Consider the following 8035-nt stretch of genomic DNA (forward strand, 5'->3'; position numbering starts at 1 on the left):
CGTTTTTTTATTGTTTTAGAAATACCGATATATGAACTTTAGATTAGTAAGATGTTTTAAATCTGAAAAAAAAACTATATTTGGTTTTATCTAATTATCATAATATCAAATCTATAATAAGCTTATGAGACAGTTTTACATTTTTATTTCATTTTTGTTTTGCGCACTTACTTCTTTTGCTCAAGTTACCTATAATGGTAATGGTAATTCTGGTTTTGGAGGAGCAGTTGGTGGTAGCAATATGACTATTACAGACAACGGAACAAATATAACCATTACGTTTAATCGAGGTTCAGGTACTTTTGACAACGAAATGGTTATATATATAGATAGCAGAACAGGTGGGTTTAGTTCAACGGTGGATTTTGCTGACCCAGATAATGGTGACAAGTTACGCAGAGCCATAAATGGTGCTGGTACTTTTGGTGGTGCTACACGTTCAGTAGTAAATTTTCCATCAGGAATGGAGCCTGATTTTGCAGTTGCAGTGAACACCTCTTTTGGTGGACTGTGGGAATTAGTTAATAACGCTTCATTTCCATTTATTGCTGGAGTAGGAAATCCAACCAGTAATACCCAAGCCAGCTTTAGCATGAGCTTTGCCAAAACAGATATAGGTATTGGCGTTGGAGATGCTATTGAGTTTACATTTGTTGTTACCTATCTCGATGGTTTTGGCGGTGGTGGCGTATTTAGGTCGGATGAAGGTTATGGTAACGGATTACCAGTAGGTAACCCAGGAACCAGTGATGTTACATTCACATCTTCAGAATTATACCGTGAGTCTACTACTTACACCTATAATGGTTCTTGGACTCCAAGTGATCCAAACGGATCGTCTACACCTAATGATGAGTTTTTAATAGCTTCAGATAATGCTATAATCTCAACAAATACAGATTCTAGACTGGTTACTATAAATCCAGGTGCATCATTAACAATAAACTCAGGTGCAAACCTCAATGTAGCTGATGTACTAACTTTAGAATCTGTTTCGACGAGCTACTCAAGCCTAATACCAGAAGGTACAATTACTGGTGCTGTAGTTTACAACCGCCATGTCAATAATAATGGACCTATTAATGGTAATGACTTAATTAGCGCACCTCTTTCTGGTCAACAATTCAATACTTTTATAGGGAACAACACCAATATTTTAGCAAATCCTTCAGGCACAGATGTTCTTTTCGGTGGTTTTGACAATGATAATGCAACGGAACCATATGAGCTTTGGGATGAAACTGATACTACACCACTTACTGCTGGTGTTGGTTACCGAAGCGGTATTGATCCTGTTGCCGGTTCAAATTTAGTATCTTTTGAAGGTACTGTAAATACTGGTTTGGTTCAAGTACCAATTGCTCAGGGTTCAGCAAGTATTCTTAACTTGGTTGGTAACCCTTTCCCTTCTTACTTGGATGCGCAAGCTTTTTTAACTCAAAATGCTGCGGTCTTAGATCCGAGTGCCGTGGTGATTTATGGTTATAACGACAGTACTAACGGTACTTCTGCTGATGATTACACGATTATCAGTGCCATAGAAAACAATACACTAAACATTGCACCTGGTCAAGGGTTCTTTGTAGCTTCCAATGTTGTTGGTGGCAACCTTCAGTTTACAACAAGCACTCCAGATATGCGTATTATATCTACCGATGACGACTTTATTGCTGGTAGATCGGCTATATCGAACGTTAATATCAATTTAAGTAATGCTACGGACAACTTTATCACTAAGGTATATTTTACAGCCTCTAGCGGCTTAGGTTTAGACCCTGGTTATGATGCTAGTCTGCTTGGTGGTGTTGCACCAGCTTTTTCTCTATTTTCGCACTTAGTAGAAGAGAATATGGACGTGCCGTTCGCAACACAGGCTATTGGAAAAACTGATTATAACGACACAACTATTGCCTTGGGTGTTAATGCTAATATGGGTGAGCAGTTGACTTTTAGCATTGCTGAAAACACAATGCCAGCCTCTATTGAAGTGTATTTGGACGATACACTAACCAGCACCTCTACCTTATTAAATGCTGCTGATTATGTATTAACGCCTTCTGAGGATTTAAATGGTACGGGACGTTTTTACTTAAGGTTCTCTAATAGTGCATTGTCTACGGCGGACAGTATTTTTGATGGTATTTCAATCTATGGCAACCAGACCAACAAAACTATCAGTATCGCAGGACAACTAACCGAAGGTACCTCTGCTAACGTATATGATATACAAGGACGTTTGGTTACTGCTAGACCGCTAGTATCTGACTCGACATTACAGACTATCGATGCCAGCAACTTACATACAGGTGTGTATATTGTGAAGCTCGTTAATGGTAATGCCGTTAAGACTCAAAAAATTATATTGAAATAAGTAAAACCAGCCTAATACTATTTGCGTTAGTATTAGACCATTGTAAGGTTTTTTAACTTTATTTTTTATATTCGTTAAATCATTGGTTAGAAAACCTTACACTTTAATATTTAATGTGAATTAAATTTTAGTATAAACGTTTTTATTTTTTCCCTTGTTAAATAAATTATTTTATTATTTTTGAACCAAATCTAGGCTTGGCCATGAAAAAAGACAACAATACAGACAAAATCACTCGTAAAGATGCCATTAAAAAAATGGGAAAGTACGCAGCATTAACAGCTGTAGGTACTTTTGTGATTTTAAATCCACTTAAAGCGCAATCGTCTTCTCCACCAGATCCAGGAGGAAATCCATTTGATTAATTTACAATAAAGTTTGAATCACAACTTGGCACCAACATATCAACGTTTGTTTGGTTCTTATTGGTTGCTTTGGTACAAAAAATCTAACGTTTACAGTATTGTAGATGATGATTTTAAAAATCTCCTATACAATTATCTAGAATGTTCATCACTTGATGAATTTAAATCAAAATTTATAAGTGTTGATTCCAGTATAGACACCACCACAGTTATTCACAGCCTAAACTCTTATTTAGAGCAATGTCATACTAAAACTGATGATATTGCTGTATTAGATACTCCATTTAATGCCTCTAAACGTCAAATCTCTGTAGATTATAATTTCAATAATAGAATCTTTAGAGTAAACTTTGATTCGGACTTAGTTAAGAAAACCATCCATCCTAGCATAGCCCATTTAGAGACAAATGCTTTTTTTACACCAGACATTATCTACGATGTTTATATTGAAGATGATCGTTTATGTCTATTTAAAAATGAAGTATTGGTGCGCACAGTACCAAAACGCGACTACCATCTTATACAAGGCAAGTTTGCTATGGAGCTTCTTTCCTTTATTCACCATAAGGATGAATCGGATTGGTTAGGTACGTTTCATGGGTCTACTATTTCGGATGGCAAGAATTCCATTTTATTTATTGGCGCATCTGGTAAAGGAAAAAGTACATTGTGCGCTTTACTTAGTGCTCAAGGTTTTGAATTAGTTGCTGATGACGTCTCTCCCATGCTTGCTAAAGACTCTAGGATTTACCACAACCCTTCAGCAATATCTATAAAAGAAGGAGCTTTTGATTTATTACGTCCTTTAGTTGATGATTTTGATAGTTTACCAAATACATTATTTAATAAAACTAAAGGTGTAATTAAACACCTACCCTGCAAAAGCCCTATCAAAGATTGTTATCCTTGTAGTGCAATTATAATGGTTAACTATAGTAAAGGTAGTAAAACATCTCTTGAGTCGATATCGATTAAGGAAGCCTTAGAAACTCTAATTCCTGAATCGTGGTTATCACCTAAGCCTTTGCATGCAAGTCAGTTTTTAGATTGGTTATCTCAAACACCCGTTTATAAGTTAACATACAGTAATACCGAAAGCGTCACAAAGGAAATTACCGCTTGCTTTAAACAATTTAATAGCGATTAATATTCATTATATTTAGTACCAATTAATTCTATTTAATGGGTAACCTTGCCATTACATACCAATACATAGCAGATATTCTAAGTTTTAAGTCTTCTAATGACATGTTGGAAGAGACACTTAGTGATAAGGAATTTGACTGGGACAACATTGTGATTGAAGGAAGCAAACACCTTATATTACCCGCTATTTATTGTCGCTTAAAAACAAAGCAGCTCACCCATCTGCTGCCTGAAGAATTAGACATCTATCTTAAAGAGATTACAGCACTTAACGCGCAAAGAAATCATGAAATAATATCTCAGGTGAATTCGCTATCTGAGTTATTGAATACACATGAAATAGAACACGTCTTCTTAAAAGGTTCCGCATTGATTTCTGGAGGTTATTATGATGATAATGCAGAGCGTATGCTTGGAGATATTGATATTTTAGTCGCTAATAATCAGCTTGATTTGGCTTTTGACATATTGAAAAAGAATAGTTACTATCCCATTGAACAAACACTTGGCAACGATTTCTTTGAACACAAACACCTACCAAGACTTAAAACCGACAAGTATATTTGTGCTGTAGAATTACACAGAAAACTCTTTGTATCTCATACAGACAAAGCATTGAGTTGTTCTAACATCTTATCTTCTAGTCAACTTATTAATACCATTGCTATACCCTCTTCAAAACACTTATTACTTCACAATATTCTTAACTATCAGATCAATGACAATGGTAGTTTATACAATAGTGTTAGTTTTAGATCTGCTTACGATAGCCTGGTGATATTGCAACGAAAAGATTGCTCAACCATAAACAGTAACAGTAAGCTCATTAGGAATTACTTTAATTTATTGGGCATCTTTTTTAAAGATATTCCTGAAAAATACAGCGGTACAAATTTTGTAACCAAATTTTACAACTTTAAATTAAAGCATCTTAAATTTTATAAATTTTGGAATAAACTCATAAAGCTTATCGATTTTTTATGGATAATCATCAGTAGGATTCCTCATTTTATAAAAAATAAAGCCTATAGAACAGCATTATTAAAAGACCGTAGACGTATTTTTAGCCATATGAGGTCTGTTTTAAAAAACACTTAATTATATTTACATTTAACTATAATAACTTAATATCTTATTTGTTTTATAAGCCATAAAGTTTAACTTTGATTTTTAAAATAAATTTTTTCATGAGAAAATTACTTTTACTAACAGCTTTGGTGACGTTATCGTTAAATTCCTACAGCCAGTCTGGTTCTGCTGAATGGTTTGGAAGTGTAGGCCTTAATGCTGTTAACAGTGCTGGAACACAATCACCTGCAAATGGTATGACAGACTGGGCCATTAATCTACCTATTTCTCTTGGAGTAGAAGTAGGATGGACTTCTGGTTTATCAATCGAGCAAGCCTTTACATTAAACTCATTTGCTGAAGGTGATAAAATTGATGGTGTAGTATTGCAAGAAGATTACACTTATTTTTCTTTTGACACTCACGCTAAGTATTACTTCGGAAAGCATATCTTCCCTTCTGCAGATTGGATTGATTTTTACGGTAACGCAGGTGTAGGATTTTTTAATATCGACGAAACAAATATATCGCTTAACCTTGGTGGTGGTGTATTGTTTTGGTTAAATAGAAGACAGACCTTTGGAATACGCGCTCAAGTTATTGGTAAATTTGCATTAGACCATGCAGAAAGTGGACTAGATAACAATCATTATCAAACCCACTTACAAGCTATATTCGCGCTATGGTAGTCATTGAAAACATAAATAAAATAAAAAAAGTCTCTAATTTTTAGAGACTTTTTTTATATACTAATACTACGTTAGAAGCTAGCTTTCCCGAGTCAATAAATCATCAAAGTAGTTGATTGTACTTTTTAATCCCTCTCTTAAATTTATTTTTGGCTCCCATCCTCCTAATTCTTTTTTAGCTAAACTTATATCTGGCTGACGCTGCATAGGATCATCCTCAGGCAGTGGCAAGTATGTAATTTTAGATTTGGAACCTGTAAGGTCAATTATTTCATTTGCTAATTGAATCATGGTAAATTCCTTTGGGTTACCAATATTTACAGGACCTATAAATCCATCTCGAGTATTCATCATTCTAACTGTCCCATCAATTAAATCATCAACATACTGGAAACTTCTAGTTTGTGTACCCTCACCAAAAATCGTAATATCTTCACCTTTTAAGGCTTGCACTATAAAATTGGACACCACTCTTCCATCTTGCGGATGCATCCTTGGACCATAAGTGTTGAAAATACGTATAATCTTAATCTTTACCTTATTCTCCTTGTGATAGTCCATAAATAAGGTTTCTGCACATCGTTTACCTTCATCATAACAAGACCGTGATCCTATAGGGTTGACGTTTCCCCAATAACTTTCTGGCTGAGGGTGTACTGTAGGGTCTCCATACACTTCACTTGTAGATGCCTGTAATATTTTTGCTTTAACACGTTTTGCTAATCCTAACATATTTATAGCACCCATTACAGAGGTTTTGGTTGTTTTTATAGGGTTGTATTGATAGTGCACAGGAGATGCCGGACAAGCAAAATTATATATCTCATCTACTTCGGCCATAAAAGGATTAGTAATATCATGCCTCACCAATTCAAAATAATGATGATCCATGAGATGCTCTATGTTTTGTTTAGAGCCTGTAAAATAATTATCCAAGCATATAACTTCGTTTCCTTTATTTAAGAGATGCTCACAGAGATGTGAACCCACAAATCCTGCTCCACCTGTTACTAATATTCTTTTCATGTATAGTTTATAGTTGCTTATACTTCAAAAATAATGCTTATTTCTTAGTCATCAGTATCCTGCAAAATTAAAGTTTAACATTTGTTTCATATAGTTGTAAAGTTCTGGAAATTTATCTCTGAACTCGTCTGGAGTCTCTATGAAGTTTTCTAACAATACTGCAAAAAACTCAAACTGATTGGTATAGGCATACGCCCTAAAGTATTTTGATGTTATTAAATTATCTCTAACCTTTTTATGATCTTGAAGGTAACTAGCCAGTTTATTGAAACCATCTCTAAAAATCTCGCTACTTATATCCGATTTTCTAAAAGCATTTAAATGAATTGCATGCCCAAACTCATGGATTCCTAAATTTAAATTGTCGTCACCTATGTGATATCCTTTTTTAAAATCTTCCCAAGAAAAAACTATTGACTTTAATTGCGGGTTTGTTTCCCCTTTATGGTAAGTTTCATTTAAATTAGAATAGTATGCTGTTGGATAGATTATTACTTTATCTATCAATTCAATACTATAGTTTCTAAAACCGAACGTTAACATTACAGCTGTAGCAGAAAATAACGTCTTCATCACTTCATCCACTACCAATCCTTCTCTACCTATAAATTCTTTTTTATTAATAAACGTTGCTAGACGATGTCTGAAGATGTCTTGTTCTCTTTTATTGAGCCTATTGTAAAAATCAAATTCATTCTTTAAAACTGATTGCTGTCTATTTGTTAACTCTTTTTTAAATACAATAGCATTTAAAAAGAATGGTTTCTTATATTTTGAAGCATAAATAGACTCAAAAAAGGCATAAAACTTAGAAAGAATTACAACTGCTAAGCCAATAAAAAAGATGACTAGCATTACCAGTCTAAAAGTAGGGTTAATTTCAGGATTCTGAGCTTCTTGTAGGTAGAATAAGATCATTGCCTAAATATAGAAAGAAAACACTTAAACTGGCTCCTAACACGTACTGAAAAGAAAAAAATGCTCAAGCAAGCTTGGCGACAAAACAACTTCATAAACAAATCAGAGTTCAATGGATTGCTATCGCATCCCTTGAGATCTGCTTTGAACATACTTCAAACAAAAAATGCTCAAGCAAGCTTGGCAACTAAACAACTTCATAACAAATCAGAGCTCAATGGATTGCTGACGCATCCCTTGAGCTCCGCTTTGAACATACTTCAAACAAAAAAATGTTCAAGCAAGCTTGGCAACTAAACAACTTCATAACAAATCAGAGCTCAATGGATTGCTGACGCATCCCTTGAGCTCCGCTTTGAACATACTTCAAACAAAAAAATGCTCAAGCAAGCTTGGCAACTAAACAACTTCATTAACAAATCAGAGCTCAATGGATTGCTGACGCATCCCTT

Annotated in this window: 7 protein-coding genes; 5 read left to right on the forward strand and 2 right to left on the reverse strand. The window is 34.6% G+C overall.

The window, feature by feature from the left end:
* The first annotated feature begins 124 nt into the window (after positions 1–124).
* The 5 genes from FC091_RS06050 (at position 125) to FC091_RS06065 (ending at position 5639) form a co-directional block, all read left to right on the forward strand.
* Positions 125–2371 carry a T9SS type A sorting domain-containing protein gene (locus tag FC091_RS06050; RefSeq protein WP_138433375.1) on the forward strand — a complete coding sequence of 749 codons (2247 nt, stop codon included), beginning with the start codon at positions 125–127 and terminating at the stop codon, positions 2369–2371.
* Positions 2372–2574: 203 nt separating this feature from the next.
* The gene (locus FC091_RS15190; RefSeq protein ID WP_171032473.1) at positions 2575–2736 is read left to right on the forward strand and encodes a hypothetical protein; all 162 of its coding nucleotides are present in this window, start codon (positions 2575–2577) and stop codon (positions 2734–2736) included.
* A gap of 25 nt (positions 2737–2761) precedes the next feature.
* Positions 2762–3883: a hypothetical protein gene (locus FC091_RS06055; RefSeq protein ID WP_171032474.1), complete on the forward strand. Its 1122-nt coding sequence runs from the start codon at positions 2762–2764 to the stop codon at positions 3881–3883.
* 35 nt (positions 3884–3918) lie between these two features.
* Entirely contained in the window at positions 3919–4980 is a 1062-nt protein-coding gene (locus tag FC091_RS06060; protein WP_138433377.1) for a nucleotidyltransferase family protein, read from the forward strand.
* Between the two features lie 89 nt (positions 4981–5069).
* On the forward strand, positions 5070–5639 hold the full coding sequence (locus tag FC091_RS06065; RefSeq protein WP_138433378.1) for a hypothetical protein: 570 nt from the start codon (positions 5070–5072) through the stop codon (positions 5637–5639).
* Positions 5640–5717: 78 nt separating this feature from the next.
* On the opposite strand, the gene FC091_RS06070 is transcribed toward FC091_RS06065, so the two are convergent.
* On the reverse strand, positions 5718–6665 hold the full coding sequence (locus FC091_RS06070; protein ID WP_138433379.1) for a UDP-glucuronic acid decarboxylase family protein: 948 nt from the start codon (positions 6663–6665) through the stop codon (positions 5718–5720).
* Between the two features lie 51 nt (positions 6666–6716).
* A complete protein-coding gene (locus tag FC091_RS06075; protein ID WP_246035805.1) occupies positions 6717–7583 on the reverse strand; it encodes a zinc-dependent peptidase in 867 nt (288 codons plus the stop codon).
* Between the last annotated feature and the right edge of the window lie 452 nt (positions 7584–8035).

The organism is Winogradskyella algicola, assembly GCF_005869935.1.
Classification (GTDB): Bacteria; Bacteroidota; Bacteroidia; order Flavobacteriales; family Flavobacteriaceae; genus Winogradskyella; species Winogradskyella algicola.

What these genes read in the sequence shown, in the direction of transcription:
- FC091_RS06065 (WP_138433378.1), top strand. Translation starts at nt 5,070, where the DNA reads ATGAGAAAATTACTTTTACTAACAGCTTTGGTGACGTTATCGTTAAAT.
- FC091_RS06070 (WP_138433379.1), bottom strand. Translation starts at nt 6,665, where the DNA reads ATGAAAAGAATATTAGTAACAGGTGGAGCAGGATTTGTGGGTTCACAT.
- FC091_RS06050 (WP_138433375.1), top strand. Translation starts at nt 125, where the DNA reads ATGAGACAGTTTTACATTTTTATTTCATTTTTGTTTTGCGCACTTACT.
- FC091_RS06075 (WP_246035805.1), bottom strand. Translation starts at nt 7,583, where the DNA reads ATGATCTTATTCTACCTACAAGAAGCTCAGAATCCTGAAATTAACCCT.
- FC091_RS15190 (WP_171032473.1), top strand. Translation starts at nt 2,575, where the DNA reads ATGAAAAAAGACAACAATACAGACAAAATCACTCGTAAAGATGCCATT.
- FC091_RS06060 (WP_138433377.1), top strand. Translation starts at nt 3,919, where the DNA reads ATGGGTAACCTTGCCATTACATACCAATACATAGCAGATATTCTAAGT.